Genomic DNA, 18,306 nt, shown 5'->3' with positions numbered 1-18,306 from the left:
TATCGAGCGATCTTTCATCGTTCCGGCTGCAGCTCGTCCTGATAGCCGAACAGCGCAGGCAGCCCGCCGGTATGCAGCAGAACGATCTTTTGGCCTTTGCGGATCACGCCTTCTTCCAGCAGGCCCAAAAGCCCGGCGAAGGTTTTGGCGGTATAGACCGGGTCCAGAAACAAACCTTCGCTGCGCGCCATCAGGGTCAGCGCGTCGCGTGTTCGGTCTCCGACGCGGCCATAGCCGGGGGCCAATGCCCCATCCCATACGTTGATGTCGTTCAAGACCAATGCCGGGTCGAACTTCATCAGTGTGGCAAGCTTGCCAAGGACTTTTTCCATCCGCGCGTGTTGCTGATCCCGGTCGCGTCGCACACAGATTCCGTAGACCGGGGCAGTTTGTCCTGACAGGCGTAACCCGGTCAGAAACCCGCCATGGGTCGCGCCGCTACCCGACGGGACGATCGCGGCATCAAAATCCCCGATCTGTTCGTTGAGTTCCGCGCCGCCTTGCACATATCCAAGTGCCCCGAGCGGTGGATGATCGATGCCAAGATGAATCACATAGGGGTGATGACCATCGGCGATCAGCCGATCAGCCCGGTCATGCAAAGCGTTATCAGCGCCGACCTCATCCTCGCCCACCGGAAAGTGCATATGCTCGGCGCCAAGTATCTGTGCCAGCAGCACATTACCCGACTGGTAATAAGCCTCGCCCATGCCCGGCACCCGCTCTTCCAGTTGCAGGACAGCGTTCATTCCCAGACGGGCGGCAGCGGCGGCAGCGGTGCGCACAAAGTTCGACTGCACCGCGCCAGTGATCAAGACCGTATCAGCCTGTTGGTCCAGCGCCTCGCCAAAATAGAACTCAAGCTGCCGGGTTTTGTTGCCGCCAAAGCTGAGCCCAGTCAGATCGTCTCGCTTAAGCCAGAGGTCAATGCCCAGACGGTCAGACAACCGGTCGAGCCGTTCAACCGGGGTTGCTTCGGTCATTAGTCTTGCGCGCGGAAACTCTGACAGCCTCTGGTCGATATTCATCAGTTTGGTCATCCTTCGTCATCCAATCAGCCATGCGCGTCGAAACAAGGCAGCGCAGGCGATAACCGAGATCGCGCGGATGGCATGGGTGATGGTCTGTTGCGGCAGCAGGGGCCCGATCAGCCGACCCAACAGGCTGCCCAGAACGGTTGCTGCGATGAACGGTCCAAGCCAGGGCGCGCTGGCAAAGGCCGCCCAGTCCGACAGGCAATGCAATGCAAAGGCTGCGCCATAAGCGATCAGCGCCACCGGTTGCACCAGCTTGCGGGCCTCGTGCGGGGTTCGGCCCACGGCCAGCAGGCCCAGCACCATCAGCGGACCGGGCGTCGCTGCCCAGACGGTCGCCAGCCCGGACAGGCCCGAGATCGCCCGAAAGCCCTGAGGCCCGACACCATTTCCGTGCGGCATCAGCGAGGTCGCCACTCCGATCAACAACAGCACAGCCGTCAGCGCAAGAACGGCGCGTTCTGACAGGTAGGGATAGATCAGCAGCCCCAGCACGATCCCCGCAAGGCATCCAAAGACCGCATTCCGGACCAGCGCCTTGTTCTGCAGCCAGACTTGCCGGTCCGTCGCAACCAGCGACACCAGTGTGTTCAGCAGCAGCAGGACGGGAACTGCCGTGGCCGTCCCTAACAAAACCATCATCACCGGGGCCACCACGATGCTGAATCCCACGCCAATGCCGACCTGAATCCCGGCTCCGACCACAATCGCGATCAGCAAAATTGTCAGATCAAATGGCAAGCCGGGTTCCTTCTCGGGTGATACACCCGGCAGGATAGAGCGCCTCAATCGCGAATAAAAATCATCTTATTGTATTTTTCGATACACCAATGTTATCAAAACTCATGCGTATCACTGCCCGCCAGATTGAGTTGTTTCAGATGGCATATCGCCATCGGTCCACCCGAAAGGCGGCGGATGCGCTGAATATCTCGCAACCTGCAATCAGCCGTGTTGTGGCTGAACTTGAGGTGGAAATGGGCGTGACGCTGTTCGACCGCTCGGGGCGCAAGTTCGAACCGACCGCAGCGGCCCACAGTCTGCAGCGCGCAGTCCAGAAACATTATCAGGGGTTGGAGCGCATCCGCGACGCTGCCGCTCAGATCGCTCTGGGCACCGGAGGGCATCTGCGTGTGGCCACGGTTCCGGCGGTGGCTGACACCCGGGTCGCAGTCGCGGCTGGTCAGCTTATGGCTGCGTATCCAACTCTTAGGGTGGATGTGGAGGTTCTGGACGAACGTGCGGGCATGGCAGCGCTGCGTGAAGGGCGGGTCGATTGTGCGATTGTGTCCTCGGATCCAGGCGAGTCCAACCTCGCCTGCACTCGGCTTTCCGATTTGAACCCGGTTGCCATCCTGCCCCCTGACGATCCGCTGGCCAGGGCGCAGTCTGCATCCGCGACCGAACTGGCCACGGCTCCGCAGCTCATGCTGACACCCTACAGCCCGTTTCGCCGCGCGGTTGAGATGATGTTCGACCGAGAGGGTGTATCGTTTCACGTCCGTGCCGTGGGGCAGACGCAAACCGCTTTGGTTCAAATGGTGGCCCGTGGGGCAGGCCGCGCCATCGTCGATCAGGAGATTTTGAACACATCCAACGCCGATATCTGCGCGCTGCCCCTGACTTCGGAACTGAATTGGCCCATCCGTTTGGTTGTCCTGTCTGCATCCCAGGATATTCCGGGTTTGCAGCGCTTCACCGATACTCTGGAAAAGCTTTAAGGTCAGGATGTATTGATTTCCGTTACGCGGCACGATTCACGGCTTCGAAAATGAAGTGGTGATATGAGGGGCCTTTTCTGGCTGACCGACGCGCAAATGATGCGTCTGGAATTTTTTCGAAGTCTCGCGGCAAACCTCGGCCCGTTGTGGGTGCTGTCCAGAGGCCATTCTCTCAGTCACTGCGCGCGCGGCAATTGTCATTTACTGGTAATGAATCCTGAGCCCAGGGTAAATCGACAAAATTTCAACCCCCTATTCCGAGGCGCGTTTTCCATCGCGCTTGAGAACAATTAAAATGAGCCATACAATATGAAAAGTCTGAAGATTTAATTGGAGTGGTGTTTTAGTTAAAAGGTAAGCGTCTTATGTTGACGGGGTTGAAGCGTTTTAATGCGCTGATTGTTTCATTTGTTTTTCTCGTATCGATAATTCTTTTGCTACGGCGTCTGGCTTATTTGACCCAGGCTGGCGGTGGTGAATTTCAGCACGCCGATTGGTTGGTGAATTATTCCAGCGGGATTATTCGCCGTGGTATTTCGGGTGAGATATTTCTGTTTTTATCTGAACTTTCCAATATAAGCCCGCTGCTGCTTGTCAGCGCAGTTCAGGCTTTCCTGACGGTTGCGATCATAGTGGTTCTTTTTGGAAAGGGGCTGTCGTTGAGGATGCCGGATCTGGTTGTGATCCTGTTACTCAGCCCCGCGTTGGTGTTGTTTTGGGTCAATGACACGACCTCGGCTTTCCGCAAGGAACTGCTGGGGTTGGCCGCGTTCTTGCCGCTGTTGTTCGCCAGAACCAGCGGTTCGGCGGGAATGGTTGTCGCCGTGATCCTTTATGGTCTGGCGGTCTTTTTTCACGAGGGTAATCTGGTCCTGGTATCAGGGCTAAGTGCGGCGTTTTATTGGCGTTTTGGGAAACAGAGGGCAGTAAGGCCGATATTGATTCTTTGGCTGATCACATTGATAGCCACCGTCTTTTCGGTGATCTATGTCAGCGTTCCGGACACCGAAGCCATGTGCGCACGGTTGCTGGCCACAGGGCTGACGGATCGCATCTGTAGCGGGATTATTCCATGGCTTGTGGACGGGTTTGGTGGCGCGACCGCGGCGGTGAAAGTGGTCGTGCTGGATCGAGTCAATCTGCCGATGATTGCGCTGATGACATTGCTGCTGTTGTTGCCGTGTCTGTGGGCGGCAACCCGCATCCTGCACGGGCGGTTCGAGTGGTCGCTGTTTCTGGTCAGCGCCGGAACCCCTTTTCTGCTTTATCCGGTCGCGACGGACTGGAGCCGCTGGTTGTCGATGCAGGTCTTTGTGATGACTTTTCTTCTGTTGATATTGGCCGAGACGCGCACTGACCTCAGACAGCCAGTGCATAAGATAACATATGCCCTGGTTTTGAGCTTCGCGCTGTTTGTGGGCATAAATCAGATTGCGCCCGGGCCACGAGGCGGTTTTGTCGCCAATCTCGCTCATGCTGTCGGCGTGGTTCTGGGGTGATTGCATCTGACCCGAATCGCCAACTGTTCTTTTTTTGAAAACAGTAAGGACGTCTTCGGTAGAATTATTGTTGATATCAGCGCTATCGCAACAAATAGCCCTAATTTTCTTATGCGCCTTTTTTTGCGGTTCGGTTAGGATCAGGGAGTATTTCATCTTTGGTGTGACGCAATGCCTGGTCACAAAGTTCTATTCGTTGAAGAAAAGCAACCGGACATGTCCCGCGTGTCCGAACTGCTGCAGGCTTGCGCCAGCCAAAGCCAATGGGCAAATCAGGGCCCCCTTTATCATGCCTTGCGCGCGCTTTGCGTAGATTATGTGGGGTTGCCGGAAACCTGGGATGTTGTTCCCCTGGCCAACGGAGGTGCGGCGTTGGAGGCGCTGGCAGCGCTTCAATCGTGCCGTGCGGGCCGCCGCCTGAAATGGGTGGCTTCGGCCTATACCTTCCAGAATCTGGGGCGCGGTCGGTTTAGTGATGTTCTGTTTCTCGACTGCGACGACAGAGGGTTGTTGGACCTGCGGGCGCTCGAGGCTCTGGATCCGGTCAGCTATGACGGCATCATTGTGACCAACCCTTTTGGTCTTTACCGGGATTTTTCCGACTACACGGCCTTTGCGCGCCGCGCGGGAAAACGGCTGTTGCTGGACAATGCATCAGGTTTTCACACCCAGCTTCCAGATGTGCCGTGGCAGGCGATCAGCCTGCATCATACCAAACCCTATGGGCTGGGTGAGGGTGGGCTGGCGATCCTGCCCAAGGATCAGGCAGCGCGTTTGGTCGAATTGACCAGCTATGATCTGGGTTTGCGCGACAGAGACTATTGGGTGGGCAACAGCAAAATATCGGATGTTGCCTGCGCCTTTCTGATCGACCGCATCGAAAGCGTTTATCGTTGGGGTCCTTCCGCCTTGGAACAGCGTGACCGGGTCATCACCCTTGCGTCAGAATTGGGATTGCAGCCGCTTCATCTGCCGGAAGGTAATATCCCGATGACCAGCATCCCATTTCTGGCGCCGCACGAGGTGCCCTACGACCAGTTAATGTCGAGCCGCCACCTGACTCTGCAGAAGTACTATGTTCCCGCGGCGGCGCACCCCAATGTTACGAACATTTTCAACCGTGTCATAAACATTCCCTGCCACATGGATGTCGCCAGGCTGAGCGATGACGCAATCTGCGAAGACATCCAGACTGCCCTGGGCGATTTTACCCTGACCAATAGCCGCCCTGATCTTGTTAGCAGATCGTTCGTTCAAGCTGGAGGGGGGGGGTCGTAGCCTTGATGTATGGCTAAGTTCCATTTTTTTGGCTTCCACTCTTCGAGGCAAGCGGACCGACACCCGATCGGTTCCGCTCTGGCACAAATGTGATGACTCATCAGAGAGAAACCGAAACGCGCGGCCAGTCAAATGAGCTTATCCTGTTGCCGGTTCTGAAAGCCCATCGCGGGCCGGGTGGCGGGTTGTTCCTGACGCAAAAATACCTTGATGGCGCGTCTGAATATGCCAGGCATTGGGACGGTCCGGTGACGACTTTGGCAGAGGTATCACGGACCGCTTCGACCGACATGGACCATGTCGAAATTCAGGCTGGTCGGAACGGCGATACGCGGGTCGAAGAACGCCCGCAGCTATTGGCTGATCTGGTTCGGCGCATAAACGGGGCGGGCGCCGTGGTGGGTTTTCTCGATCCAAGTCAGGCCGATCTGACGCGCCGACTATGCGCCGCGAACGTCCCTGTGATCCATGTCTGCGAATACACGTTGAAAACCGAATACCAGATCATCAACGCCACACGCGCAAATGCAGTGGTCAAATTGCGCCGAAAGCTCTGGGTCCGGAATGCCGAGCGGACGCGCAGGAATCTGCTGCGCTTGGTGGCGGGCCTGCAGTGTAATGGGGTGCCAATCTATGATGCGTATCGACCAAAACGGCCTGATGCGTTTTTGTTTTTTGACAATCGCGTCAGAAGAGCTGACGTCGCAACAGACAGCGATTTGGCCCGAAAAGCGCAGGCGTTGCGCGCGGGAAAACCGCTTCGCCTGATCTTCGGAGGGCGTTTTGTCCCCATGAAAGGGGTACTGCATCTGCCGCGTGTTGCGCGCGGTCTTGTTGATCGCGGGATCGATTTTGAGTTCAAAATCTACGGGAACGGCCCCGAAGAAACCCCACTTGCTGAAGCCATGAAAAGATGCGGCGTCGAGGACCGGGTCACAATACATCGCCCGATAGATTTCCTTTCGGGCTGGGTGCCGTTGTTGAAGAATGAGGCGGATTTGTTCGTCAGCTGTCACCCGCAGGGCGATCCGTCGAGCACGTATTCCGAGGTCATGTCCTGCGGCGTGCCAATCGCAGGATTTGGGAACGAGGCATTCAGCGGTATCGCCTCACATGCCGACAGCGGCTTTGTCTCAGCCTTGGGTGATGCCGATGCATTAGCGGATCGGATTGCAGCCCTTGATCGTAATCGCGAATTGCTGATTGATGCCGCCAGACATGGTCGGGATTTTGCGCGGGATCATTGCTTTGACGCGACATTTGAAGGACGCGCAAAACATTTCGCCCAAGCTGCCGATAGCTGGCGAAATCGTAGGGCGCATGATTGATCCGCTAGGCACCGTCTGCTGAGACCCGAACAATTTTCCGCGGCCCAGTGTGAAAGCTAGACCTGTTCGGTTCGCTTTATCAGAAATTTTTTGAGCAGCGACGCCAGCATTGCCCGATTGTCTTCGATAGACATGTTGTGCAGGCCTTGATCGACCTCGTCGTCCATCAAAACGCTGCCTCGGCGGCTTTCCATCAAGGCGCTGGCAAAGGGTTTGGCAAATTCCGGATGGCCCTGAACTGTTATGGCAAAGCCGGGATACCACAATGCGCCATGCTCACAGAACGTGGTCGAGGCAATTGTGACCGCGCCTTGTGGTTTTTCTTCGACCTGATCCTGATGATAGGCCTGAATGGCAATCTTTTCGGGGGCCTTGCCCAGTTCCTGCGGCCAGTCCGGGGTGGTCGGATATTCATGCACGCCAAGCCCCCAACCCTTGTCAGACTTGCGCACGACACCACCCAGAGCCTGCGCAATGATCTGGTGGCCAAAGCAAATTCCGAACATCAGCCTGTTTGCGGTGCGAACCTTGCGGATAAATGCCTCAAGCGGTGGAATCCAGCTATGGTCTTCGTAGGCACCGGATTTGGATCCGGTGATGACCCAAAGATCAGCCTCTTGCGCGCTGGTGGGAAGCTTGCCGTCCAGTACGGGGTAGGCTGTATAGTCGGCGTTCAGATCGCCCAGCCACTGGCGGACCATACCGGGATAGTCGCCGAACTTCGTCGCCAGATCTTCGGGCGGGCGGCCAGTTTCAAGAATGCCGACGCGGATTTTTTCAGGGCTCATCAGGATCTCAAAAAGCTACATTCGACTTAGATAATAGGTGTATTCCGCCGGGGTGATGGCATCCAGGATCGTCGATATCTCATCACGCTTCACGGCGGCATAGACCTCGCGGTAGGGGCCAAAGCATTCGGCGGCCATGTCAGACCCGGCAAACCGGTCTACCGCAAGCGACCAGTCATGGCCCAGCGGCTGTGCCGGCACGCTGGCCGGGTCGTCCAGCGGCAGGGGCAAGGTCACGGGGTTTTCCAGACCATGCAGCATCCCACCGAGAATGGCGGTCAACACCAGATAGGGATTGGTATCGGCACCGCTGATGCGATGTTCTAGCCGCGCACCGCCGCCTTTGGTCTCGGGCAACCGGACCGCGGCGGCGCGATTGTCTAGCCCCCAGTCGGGCGCGGCAGGCGCAAAACTGTTTGGCCGGAAGCGGCGGTATGAGTTGGCGTGCGGTGCAAACACCGCCTGCAGGTCGCGCATGCTGTCCAGAACACCGGCCACGGCATTTCTGAGCGTTTGCGAGACCTCTTCATCCCCCAATGGGGTAAAGACATTGCGCCCTGCTCGGTCGATGACCGATGCGTGCACATGCATTCCGTTACCCGGCTGGTCGCTATAGGGTTTGGCCATGAAAGTGGCCTCATAGCCGTAGCTTTGAACCACACCGCGCACCAGTCGTCGGAACAGGATGGCGGTTTCAGCCGCCGCAAGCACGTCATCGGTGTGGTGAAAATTGACCTCGAACTGACCGGGGCCATATTCGGCGATCAGCGTATCGGTCGCCATACCCTGTTTGGCGCTGACAGACAGGATTTCGTTCAGGATCGCTTCGCGCTTGTTCAGAAGCTCCAAGTCATAGTTCTGGGCATCGGGGCTGAACGCGGGGGGCTCCGGGGCCTCGGACCGCTCGGACCGGGTGCGCAGGATGTAGAACTCAAGCTCGGTTGCGACCACAGGTCGCCAGCCCTTGGCATCATAGCGGCCAAGCATACGCTGCAACAAGGCGCGGGGTGAATTTGGGCTGACTGTGCCGCCTATATCGGTCATCTCTACCAACACCTGTGCGACATTGCCCTGCAGCCAAGGCGCAGGGTTCAGCGTGCCGTCGATTGGCACCAGAATACCATCGGGATCGCCAACCTCGATCCCCAGCCCGGTCCCGGCCACTTCATTGCCCATGATCGCAGGTGCATAGGTCGAAAGCGGTAGGCGCACCGCCCCTTTGATCAGCTTGTCAGCCGCGCCACCGGGCAGCCACTTGCCCCGCAGCACCGCGTTGCCATCACAAAGCAACAGTTCGATCCGGTCGGGCGTGCCGTGCTTGGTACAATAGACGTCATATTCGGTGATAAAGCTCATATTGCCTGATCCACCATTTGTTCTTCGCGTTGCCATCTGGTAGCCGAGCATGTGATGGCGTGCAATGCGGCCACCGTATCGACCGCTATGTTTGTGGCACTGCGCCTGACATTCCGCATCGATTTCTCTTGGCCTTTGCGGTTGTTGTGTGGTTTTCCCCGAAATTTTGATCATAAATACAACAAGGGGAAAGGGCATCCCCGATTTGAACAGATCGAGGAGGTTTGATGAAAAAGGCAAGCACGCTTCAGTGGCAGAACCAACTGCCCGAAGAATTTGTGGCCTACGCTCAGGGGCGCCGGATTGATGAGGTTGAATGCATTGTGCCCGATCTGGTCGGAACCTCACGCGGTAAGGCGATGCCCTGCGTGAAATTCGACCCCGACGCCGAGCTGGCCCTGCCTGTGACGCTGTTTTATCAGACCATCTCGGGCGAATATGTCGATATGGAAATCGAAAATCAGTGGCTTGAAAAGGACATTGTCCTAAGGCCCGATATGAGCACCGCAAGCGCGATCCCGTGGTCGCCGGACCTGTCGGTGCAGGTGATCTGCGATATGTTCAACCGCGACGGATCCCCGCTGGGCATCTCACCTCGCGCGGTTCTGAAACGGGTCATTCAGGCCTATCACGACCGGGGCTGGGTACCCATCGTCGCGCCCGAGCTGGAATTCTATCTGACCAAGCCCAATCTCGACCCGAACGAAGAGATCGAGCCGCCGCTGGGCCGAACCGGGCGCAAGGGGGCCAGCCGTCAGGTCTATTCCATGGCAGCAGTGGATGAGTTCGGCGATGTGATCGACACGATCTATGATTTCGCCGAGGCGCAGGGGCTTGAGATCGACACCGTGATTCAAGAAGGCGGCGCTGGTCAGATCGAGATCAACCTGATGCATGGCGATCCGCTACGTCTGGCCGATCAGGTGTTCTATTTCAAACGCACAATCCGCGAGGCGGCTTTGAAAAACGGGGTCTTTGCCACCTTCATGGCAAAACCGATCCGCGATGAACCCGGCAGCGCGATGCATGTGCACCAAAGCATCATAGACAGGGAAACCGGCCAGAACATTTTTTCCAACGCTGATGGGTCAACTTCGGACCTGTTCCGTTGGTATATCGGCGGGTCGCAGAAACATCTGGGCGAGGTCGTGCCGCTGCTGGCGCCTTACGTGAACTCTTACCGGCGGATCACGGTCGACGGTCAAAGCGCCCCCGCGAATATCGAATGGGCGGCGGACAACCGCACCACCGGCCTGCGGGTACCCCATTCCGACCCAGCGGCGCGCCGTCTGGAAAACCGGGTGATCGGCATGGATTGCAACCCCTACATTGCCATTGCCGCGTCGCTGGCCTGTGGTCTGCTGGGGATGATCAACAGGATCGAACCCCGCGCCGAGGCCAGAAAAGAGGTGTGGGAGGCTGAAGAGCCGCTGCCCGCCAGCCTGCGCGAGGCTTTGGATATTTTTGATGAGGCCACCGAGATCCGCAACCTGCTGGGCGAAGAATTCTGCAGCCTTTATGCCGGTATCAAACGCGCCGAGAACGAAGAATATCAACGCGAGATTTCCCCTTGGGAACGACAGCATCTGTTGCTGAACGTCTGATCTGAGAGACCCGTTATGACTAGTTTTGCCAACCACCTGCCCACCGCCGAGTTGCAGGCCATCGACGCGGCCCACCACATGCACCCGTTCACCACCGGCACCGAGATCAACGGCAAGGGGTCCCGCATCATCACCAGTGCCAAGGGTGTCTGGCTGAAAGACAGCGACGGGGCCGAGATTCTGGACGGCATGGCCGGGCTTTGGTGCGTAAACATCGGCTATGGCCGGTCCGAGATTGCAGATGCAGCTGCCCGCCAGATGCAGGAACTGCCGTTCTACAACACATTCTTTCAGACATCGCATGTGCCCGCGCTGACGCTGGCCAAAAAGCTGGCCGAGCTTGCGCCGGGTGATCTGAACCATGTGTTCTTTGCCAACGGCGGCTCGGACGCCAATGACACCAATATCCGCATGGTGCGGACCTATTGGGCCGAAAAGGGTCAGCCAGATCGCAACGTGATCATCTCACGCTGGAACGCCTATCACGGCTCAACCCTCGGCGGGGCCTCGCTGGGCGGGATGAAAGGGATGCACGGGCAGGGTGGTTTGCCCATCCCCGGCATCGCGTTCATTGATGAGCCCAACTGGTGGGCGGATGGCGGCGACCAATCGCCCGAAGAATTTGGCCTGGAGCGCGCGCGCCAGCTGGAAGAAAAGATCAAAGAGGTCGGACCCGACAAGGTTGCCGCCTTTATCGGCGAACCCATTCAGGGTGCGGGCGGTGTTATCATTCCACCAACCACTTACTGGCCCGAGATTCAGCGGATTTGCGACAAGTACGGCATCCTGCTGGTCGCGGATGAGGTGATCTGTGGGTTTGGCCGCACCGGCAATTGGTTCGGCTCGCAAACTTTGGGTATCAGGCCCGATATCATGACGGTCGCCAAGGGGCTCAGCTCGGGCTATGCACCGATCGGGGCGTCAATCGTGTCGGATGAGATCGCGCGCGTGATCAACGACACCGAATTCAACCACGGCTATACCTATTCGGGCCATCCGGTGGCCTGCGCCGTTGCGCTTGAAAACCTGCGCATTCTGGAAGAGGAAAATATCCTGCAGCATGTGCAGACCGTGGCCGCGCCTTATCTGAAAGAAAAGTGGGAGGCCCTGACCGATCACCCGCTGGTCGGCGAAGCCCGGATCGAGGGGATGATGGGATCGATTGCTCTGACGCCAGACAAAAACACCCGCGCGCCCTTTGCCTCGGATGCCGGTACTGTGGGTTATATCTGCCGCGAACGTTGCTTTGCCAACAATGTCATCATGCGCCATGTAGGCGACCGGATGATCATCTCGCCACCGCTGGTCATCACTCGGGCCGAGATTGACACTCTGATCGACCGTGCTCGCACATCTCTGGATGAGTGCCTTGAGCAGATCCGCGCAGACGGCATCTTTAAGGCGGCCTGAGATCAAGAACACCTGATGGACCTGCTCACCGCCAACGACCGTCCGGGCGAATACCCGCGATCTTACTACGCTGAGGCTGCAGAACAGCTTGCGCCGTTTCCGAAGGCGCAGGGCGCGCTTGACTGCGATGTCTGCGTCGTGGGGGCAGGGTTCACTGGTCTATCCACTGCCTATCATCTGGCGCAGCGCGGCTATGATGTGATTGTGTTGGACGCGCAGCGTGTGGGCTTTGGCGCATCGGGCCGCAATGGCGGTCAGGTCAGCATGGGCCAGCGGTTGGATCAGGAAGAGCTTGAGGCGATGATGGGCGATGATCACGCTCGCCAACTTTGGGATATCGGGGCACAGGCCGTTGATCTGGTGCGCGAACTGACCGCAAAGGATGAGGTCCGCACGAGATTCCATGACGGAGTGATCCACACAGTTCATCGCGCGCGGTATCAGCAACATAGCGAACGCCATGTCGAACACATGTCGGTCAAATACGGCTATGACAAGATAAGCCTGCTGGACAAAGACGAGTGCCGCCACCTGGTGAACTCACCCGCCTATTTCGGCGGCACGCTGGACATGGGCGGGGGCCATGTGAACCCGTTGGAACTGGTCTTAGGGCTGGCGCGGCTCGCCACAGCCGCAGGCGCGCGGATATTTGAGCGATCCAAGGTCACGGGCATTTCCGAAGGTGATCCGGCGTTCGTCCAGATCGATGGCGCGCGGATCAAGGCGCGCTATGTCGTGCTGGCTTGCAACGGCTATCTGGGCGATCTTCAACAGCATGTCGCGCAGCGGGTAATGCCGATCAACAACTTCATCGTCTCGACCAAACCGATGAGCGCGCAGGCGCAGGAAAACCTGATCCGCAACAATTATGCAGTGGCCGACAGCAAGTTTGTCATCAACTACTTTCGGTTCTCCGACGATCATCGCCTGCTGTTTGGTGGCACCGAAAGCTATGGCTATCGCTTTCCCTCGAACATTGCGGATGCCGTGCGCAAACCGATGGCCGAGATCTTCCCACAGCTTGCAGGGGTTGAAATCGAACACGCCTGGGGTGGCACGCTGGGGATCACGATGAACCGAATGCCCCATTACGAACGGATCGGCGGCAATATCCTGTCGCTATCGGGGTTTTCCGGCGCGGGCGTGGCCTTGGGCACGCTGTCAGGCCAGATCGCGGCCGAGACCATCGCGGGGCAGGCCGAACGTTTTGATATTATGGCGAAGGTGCCGACCATCACCTTCCCCGGCGGGCGGATGTTCCGGACACCCTTGCTGGTGCTGGCGATGTTGTGGTTCAGTCTGCGCGACAAACTCTGACAGGGCCGTCCGTCCTGCGGGCAGGCATCGCATGAAACGCATCTATGAACCTTTGGCCTATGGCGACCGCCCGATCCGTGATCGGTATTGGGACGACACGGTTGCGGCGCCCCTGCCGGTTTACCCGTCACTTGAGGGTGAGCAGACCTGCGAATTTGCGGTGATTGGCGGTGGCTACACCGGATTGTCGGCAGCCCTGAGATTGGCCGAGGCCGGGGCGGATGTGGTTGTGCTGGACGCGCAGGCTGTGGGCTGGGGCGCTTCGGGGCGCAATGGCGGGTTGGTGTCGACCGGCAGCGCAAAGCTGGGCGATGCTGCGATCAGACGCCAATATGGCGACGCGGATGCCCGGTTGTTCTTCGGCGCCGAACGCGCGGCGATAGAGCTGGTCGAGGACTACGCCGACCGCTTTGATCTGGATATCGAAAGGCAATCCAAAGGCTACACCTACGTGGCGCATTCTGGGCGGGCGGTTTCCGACCTTCAGGCCTATGCCCGGCAATGTGCCAACCGATACGGGCTGAAATCCGAGGTCGTCCCAAAGGACGAGATGGCACGGCATGGGATGAACAGCCCCGAATTTCACGGCGCTGTCCACCTGCCGCTTGGCTTTGCCCTGAACCCGATGAAATTTGTGCGAGGGCTGACAGATCAGGCAGAGCGGGCAGGGGTGCGCCTGCATTCGCACAGCCCCGTGACCCGGTTCGACCAGCAAGGCACGCATCTGTTGCATACGCCGCAAGGCAGGCTGCGTGCGCGCAATCTGCTGGTGGCCACCAACGGTTATTCCTCGGACGATCTGCCCCGCGCGCTTGCCAGCGGCTATCTACCGGTGCAATCCAATATCCTTGTTACCCGTCCGATGAGTGATGCCGAGATTCAGGCGCAGGGATGGAACAGCCATCAGATGCTCTGCGACACGCGTGACCTTCTGCACTACTTTCGGCTGCTGCCAAACAACCGGATGCTGTTTGGCCTGCGTGGATCGGTGCGCGCAACCGAGGCCAGTCTGGCCGCAACATATGCCCGTGCCCGCAAGGATTTCGACCGGATGTTCCCGGCGTGGCGGGACGTGGATTCAGAATACTTCTGGTCGGGTCTGATCTGCATGACCCGCAATCTGGTGCCATTTGCAGGGGCGCTTCCCGCTCTGGACAACGCATGGGCCGCGCTTGGGTATCACGGTAGCGGCGTTGCAATGGCCCCCTATGCTGGGGCGCTGATCGCCGATATGGCGTTGGGTCGGTCGTGCCTGCCGCATCCTGACCTGATGAAACGCCCGCTGCGCCGGTTCGAATTGGGCCCCTTGCGCAGATGGTCCCTGCCGCCCGCTTTTGCTTGGTACGGCATCAAAGACAGCCTCTGAGGACGACCCGCCTGCGTGCATCGGCGGAAACAGGCGTGTTTTCCTCAATTGGCAGGTGGCCAATCACCCGCAAACCGCGTAAAGGGTGCCCCACGGATTCATCAGGCAGAAATCAGACCCGTGTTCGACCTACCCGCGCAGCGCACGCATCTTTCCGAAAAATATGACCTCACCCCCTCGCCGGAACTGGCGGCCAGCATGGGTGATATCTACGCGCGCATGTCCCGCGTGGTGTCCCCGGCGGATTGGGCGATCTTTGCGCCTTACGTCAAGGCGATCAACGACCTGAAGGCAGAACGCAACGCTGTCATTCTGGGCCATAACTACATGACTCCCGAGATTTTTCACGGCATTTCCGATTTCGGCGGCGACAGCCTGCAACTGGCGATCAAAGCGACCGAGGTCGAGGCGGATGTGATCGTGCAATGCGGCGTGCATTTCATGGCCGAAACCTCAAAAATCCTGAGCCCTGACAAAATCGTGCTGATGCCGGATATGGAGGCAGGATGCTCGCTGGCGGAATCGATCACTGCCGAGGGCGTCGCCGAGATGCGCCGCCGTTATCCCGGCGCGCCGGTCGTGACCTACGTGAACACCTCGGCCGAGGTGAAAGCGGCCTCGGATATCTGCTGCACCTCATCCAACGCGGCCCAGATCGTCGCGGCGCAAGACAGCCACACGGTGATCATGACCCCGGATCAGTATCTGGCGCAGAACGTGGCGCGGGACGTGCCCCAGAAAAACGTAGTCTGGTGGGAAGGCTCTTGCATCGTGCACGAGCAATACAGCGCCAGCGACCTGCGCGATTTCCGAGAATGGAACCCGGGCACGCGACTGATCGCGCATCCCGAATGCCCGCCAGATGTGGTGGCCGAGGCCGATTTCTCGGGCTCGACCAGCGGCATCATCAAATATGTCTCTGAGGAAAAGCCGGAAAAGGCGCTGCTGATCACTGAATGTTCGATGGCCTCGAACATCGCCGATGCGCTGCCCGAAGTCGATTTTGTCGGCCCCTGCAACATGTGCCCCTACATGAAAAAGATTACGCTTGAGAAAGTGCTTTACACACTGGATACCATGACCGGTCAGGTCGAGGTTGACGAGACCGTTGCCGCCGGGGCGCGGCTGGCGGTGCAGCGCATGATCGACCTCAGCCGGGAACTGGGTATCTGAGCGGACCGATGCGCAGCATTACCACCGACCGAGTGGTTATTGTCGGGGCCGGGTTGGCGGCGATCTATGCGGCGCTGAAACTGGCGCCGCACCCGGTGGTGATGATCTCTCCTGACGCGCTGGGAACGGGGGCCAGTTCGGCCTGGGCGAAGGGTGGGGTCGCTGCCGCGATGGACCCGACCGACAGCCCCGCCGCCCACGCCGAAGATACCGAGCGCGCAGGCGCAGGCGCGGTATTGCGCGAGGTCGCAGACTATGTCACCCGCGCGGCTCGCGACCACATCCTTGATCTGACCGATCTGGGCGCCGATTTCGACCGCGACGCCGAGGGCGGATATGTCCTGTCACGTGAGGCGGCTCATAGTGCAGCGCGCGTGGTTGGCGTCCAGGGTGATCAGGCCGGGACCGAGATCATGCGCGCGCTGATTGCAGAGCTGCGCCAGACGCCGTCGGTGCAGGTTCTGGAAGGGGCGCAGGCGATCCGGCTGGAAACCGACGGCAACAGGGTGACGGGTGTGGTCATCGCCGCTTCCACAGAGGGCGGGTCAGACCCGGTGATCCTGCGCGGCTCCGCCTGTTTGCTGGCCGGAGGCGGCTCGGGCGGGCTTTATGCGCTGACCACCAATCCGGCTCGTATCCGGGGTCAGGTGATCGGCATGGCCGCGCGCGCCGGGGCCGTTATCGCAGATGCTGAGTTCGTACAATTCCATCCCACCGCCATTGATGTTGGCGAAGACCCTGCGCCGCTGGCAACCGAAGCCCTGCGCGGTGATGGGGCGATCCTGATCAACCGGAATGGGCAACGGTTTATGGTGGGGGCACATCCGGATGCGGAGCTGGCCCCCCGCGACGTGGTGGCGCGCGCGATCTACGCTCAGACGCAGGCAGGCAATCGCCCGGCTCTGGATACCCGCGCCGCGATTGGGCCTGAGATCCTCACTCGGTTCCCCGCCGTGGCTGCAGCCTGCGCACGCAACGGGCTTGACCCGGTCGCGACCCCGATCCCGGTCGCAGCGGCGGCGCATTATCATATGGGCGGCGTTGAAACGGACCTGAACGGGCGCACGTCGCTGGACAATCTCTGGGCCTGTGGCGAGGCAGCCTCGACCGGGTTGCACGGTGCCAATCGGCTGGCCTCGAACGGGTTGCTTGAGGCGTTGGTCTTTGCCCGCGCCTGCGCGATGGATATGGCGCAAGGGCTGTCCGATCTAACCGCATGTGCCCCGGTTGCGCCAGAGTTTATGCCTGCAGATCACCCCTCTGATCCAGAGGCGATCAACCGCCTGCGCCAGACGATGACCAATCATGTCGGCGTAGAGCGCGACGCGCAGGGGCTGCGCACGGCCCTGCAAAACATCGCCGCACTAGAGGCGGCACATGGCGCGGACGACAGCTTTTGCAACATGACGGCCACCGCCACTCTGATTGCGGCTGCCGCGTTGTTGCGCAAGGAGAGTCGCGGTGCCCATTATCGCACCGATTACCCGGAAACACGGCCTGATCCCGGCCAGCGGTCGCGCCTGACGTTGCCCGAGGCGTTGGCACTGCGTGATCGGATTGCAAAGGATTTGAAATGACCCAAGCCAACCTGCCCGATCTGATCCTGGAACCGCTGGTGCGCGCCGCTTTGCTGGAAGACCTCGGCAGCTATGGCGACATCACCACGCGCACGGTGATCCCCGCCGGAACCACCTATCGCGCAAAGCTGAACGCGCGCGAGGATACCGTCGTGTCGGGTATGCAGGTCGCGGCGATTGCCTTCCGTCTTGTGGACCCGTCGTTGCAGGTCACAACTCATTTCCCTGACGGTCAACCCTGCGTCAAAGGCGATACGTTGATGGAGATCGAAGGCGACGCCGCGTCGATCCTCAGCGCCGAACGGGTGGCGCTGAACTTTGCCGGACGGCTCTGTGGGATCGCCACCCAAACTGCCGCCCTCGTTTCCGAGACGGCAGGGACCAAGGCGCGGATCACCTGCACCCGCAAGACCACGCCCGGTCTGCGCATGGTCGAGAAACAGGCGGTTTTGCACGGTGGCGGTTTCAATCATCGCTATTCGCTGTCCGATGCCATTCTGATCAAGGACAATCATATAGCAGCGGCTGGCGGAGTGCGCCCCGTGCTTGAAGCGACAAAAGCCGCCGCCTCACACATGATGAAGGTCGAGATCGAGGTCGACCGGCTGGACCAGTTGGCCGAGGTGCTTGCGGTCGGCGGTGCCGACGTGGTGCTGCTGGACAACATGACGCCCAACTTACTGCGCGATGCGGTCGCTATGATCGATGGGCGTTTGGTGACCGAAGCCTCGGGCAACGTGACAAAGCACACAGTGGCGGGGATCGCTGCGACGGGTGTCGACTATATCTCGTCTGGTGCATTGACCCATTCCTACCGGACGATGGATTTGGGGCTGGATTTTTGACCTTTAGGGC

The 18,306-nt window shown here is 59.3% G+C and carries 15 protein-coding genes; 11 read left to right on the top strand and 4 right to left on the bottom strand.

Annotated elements, in window-relative coordinates; genetic code table 11:
• Window positions 1-14 precede the first annotated feature (14 nt).
• Window positions 15-1,040 (bottom strand): D-cysteine desulfhydrase family protein, encoded by a 1,026-nt coding sequence (locus ACR0FG_RS13650; RefSeq protein ID WP_480893540.1) that lies wholly within the window; start codon window positions 1,038-1,040, stop codon window positions 15-17.
• Between the two features lie 6 nt (window positions 1,041-1,046).
• The gene (locus ACR0FG_RS13645) at window positions 1,047-1,775 is read right to left on the bottom strand and encodes a TSUP family transporter (RefSeq protein ID WP_480893539.1); all 729 of its coding nucleotides are present in this window, start codon (window positions 1,773-1,775) and stop codon (window positions 1,047-1,049) included.
• 104 nt (window positions 1,776-1,879) lie between these two features.
• Here ACR0FG_RS13645 and ACR0FG_RS13640 point away from each other — a divergent pair, with 104 nt between their 5' ends.
• The 4 genes from ACR0FG_RS13640 (at window position 1,880) to ACR0FG_RS13625 (ending at window position 6,860) form a co-directional block, all read left to right on the top strand.
• On the top strand, window positions 1,880-2,755 hold the full coding sequence (locus ACR0FG_RS13640) for a LysR family transcriptional regulator (RefSeq protein ID WP_480893538.1): 876 nt from the start codon (window positions 1,880-1,882) through the stop codon (window positions 2,753-2,755).
• 455 nt (window positions 2,756-3,210) lie between these two features.
• A complete protein-coding gene (locus ACR0FG_RS13635) occupies window positions 3,211-4,254 on the top strand; it encodes a hypothetical protein (RefSeq protein WP_480893537.1) in 1,044 nt (347 codons plus the stop codon).
• 171 nt (window positions 4,255-4,425) lie between these two features.
• Window positions 4,426-5,532: a DegT/DnrJ/EryC1/StrS family aminotransferase gene (locus ACR0FG_RS13630; protein WP_480893535.1), complete on the top strand. Its 1,107-nt coding sequence runs from the start codon at window positions 4,426-4,428 to the stop codon at window positions 5,530-5,532.
• Between the two features lie 92 nt (window positions 5,533-5,624).
• Window positions 5,625-6,860 carry a glycosyltransferase gene (locus ACR0FG_RS13625; protein ID WP_480893534.1) on the top strand — a complete coding sequence of 412 codons (1,236 nt, stop codon included), beginning with the start codon at window positions 5,625-5,627 and terminating at the stop codon, window positions 6,858-6,860.
• Between the two features lie 56 nt (window positions 6,861-6,916).
• Here ACR0FG_RS13625 and ACR0FG_RS13620 read toward each other — a convergent pair whose 3' ends face one another.
• Both ACR0FG_RS13620 and ACR0FG_RS13615 read right to left on the bottom strand, forming a co-directional pair.
• Complete coding sequence (locus ACR0FG_RS13620; RefSeq protein WP_480893533.1) at window positions 6,917-7,648, bottom strand: type 1 glutamine amidotransferase; 732 nt, start codon at window positions 7,646-7,648, stop codon at window positions 6,917-6,919.
• Window positions 7,649-7,663: 15 nt separating this feature from the next.
• On the bottom strand, window positions 7,664-9,004 hold the full coding sequence (locus ACR0FG_RS13615) for a glutamine synthetase family protein (RefSeq protein WP_480893532.1): 1,341 nt from the start codon (window positions 9,002-9,004) through the stop codon (window positions 7,664-7,666).
• Window positions 9,005-9,231: 227 nt separating this feature from the next.
• Between ACR0FG_RS13615 and ACR0FG_RS13610 the strand changes: the two genes are divergently transcribed.
• The 7 genes from ACR0FG_RS13610 (at window position 9,232) to nadC (ending at window position 18,296) form a co-directional block, all read left to right on the top strand.
• A complete protein-coding gene (locus ACR0FG_RS13610) occupies window positions 9,232-10,608 on the top strand; it encodes a glutamine synthetase family protein (protein WP_480893531.1) in 1,377 nt (458 codons plus the stop codon).
• 15 nt (window positions 10,609-10,623) lie between these two features.
• A complete protein-coding gene (locus ACR0FG_RS13605) occupies window positions 10,624-12,018 on the top strand; it encodes an aspartate aminotransferase family protein (RefSeq protein ID WP_480893530.1) in 1,395 nt (464 codons plus the stop codon).
• Between the two features lie 15 nt (window positions 12,019-12,033).
• A complete protein-coding gene (locus tag ACR0FG_RS13600; RefSeq protein WP_480893529.1) occupies window positions 12,034-13,335 on the top strand; it encodes an NAD(P)/FAD-dependent oxidoreductase in 1,302 nt (433 codons plus the stop codon).
• Between the two features lie 31 nt (window positions 13,336-13,366).
• Window positions 13,367-14,701, top strand: a complete 1,335-nt coding sequence (locus ACR0FG_RS13595) for an NAD(P)/FAD-dependent oxidoreductase (protein WP_480893528.1) — start codon at window positions 13,367-13,369, stop codon at window positions 14,699-14,701.
• A gap of 120 nt (window positions 14,702-14,821) precedes the next feature.
• Window positions 14,822-15,874 carry a quinolinate synthase NadA gene (nadA, locus tag ACR0FG_RS13590; protein ID WP_480893527.1) on the top strand — a complete coding sequence of 351 codons (1,053 nt, stop codon included), beginning with the start codon at window positions 14,822-14,824 and terminating at the stop codon, window positions 15,872-15,874.
• 8 nt (window positions 15,875-15,882) lie between these two features.
• Window positions 15,883-17,451 carry an L-aspartate oxidase gene (locus ACR0FG_RS13585; protein WP_480893526.1) on the top strand — a complete coding sequence of 523 codons (1,569 nt, stop codon included), beginning with the start codon at window positions 15,883-15,885 and terminating at the stop codon, window positions 17,449-17,451.
• A complete protein-coding gene (gene nadC / locus ACR0FG_RS13580; RefSeq protein WP_170715265.1) occupies window positions 17,448-18,296 on the top strand; it encodes a carboxylating nicotinate-nucleotide diphosphorylase in 849 nt (282 codons plus the stop codon). The genes ACR0FG_RS13585 and nadC overlap by 4 nt, the downstream gene beginning before the upstream one ends.
• The last annotated feature ends 10 nt before the right edge of the window (window positions 18,297-18,306 follow it).

This window comes from Ruegeria sp. E1 (assembly GCF_056534225.1).
Note: the sequence above shows the minus strand (reverse complement) of the source record. Positions and strands in the feature narration are given on the sequence as shown.